General features: G+C 36.2%; 1 protein-coding gene. It reads left to right on the top strand.

Annotated elements, in window-relative coordinates; all coding sequences use genetic code 11:
* Window positions 1–317 (top strand): hypothetical protein (locus DNJ75_RS15225; protein WP_157968427.1); only part of this gene is annotated, 317 nt, incomplete at its 5' end.
* Window positions 318–560: the final 243 nt, after the last annotated feature.

Here is a 560-nt window from a genome sequence, read left to right as displayed (position 1 = left end):
TTGACCTACCGCACGAGAAATCGCGCCAGTTAGTTGATATTATCGCCAATGTAAAGATTGAAAATGTTTATGCTAAACATGAGGTCGATTCTATGTTAACTGATGCAATGAAAGAAGTGCTCAAACAACATGATAAACATTTGGAATCTGTTGAAAAACGGATGACAGCATTTAGTCATGCAGTTGAAAAGCGTATGACCGATAACAGTGTCGCCATGGAAAAAAGACTCACCAGAGAAAATAGAAATGTCATCGTTTCTATTTTAATTGCAGGTCTATCTATCGCCGCTGCGATCATACTGCAAGCACATCTTTAATCACACAATTATCATCCCAAGGGAGAAGCATTACTCCCTTGGGAGCATTGTTATTCTCCCACATCGTAATTTTTAAATTTTTACCATAAGGAGAATACCATGCAAAATACAGGAATTAACAGACTAGATAATTTAGATGATATTGAGTATGTCACTAAGCAACTTGAAATCCTTATTCGGAGTTCATTTAAATTAGTGCTCGACCTATGTAAAAAAAGCGAGATGACATTGGAAAACTATTCT

Source organism: Cysteiniphilum litorale (assembly GCF_003428165.1).
Classification (GTDB): domain Bacteria; phylum Pseudomonadota; class Gammaproteobacteria; order Francisellales; family Francisellaceae; genus Caedibacter; species Caedibacter litoralis.
This window is presented reverse-complemented; position numbering and strand designations above follow the sequence as displayed.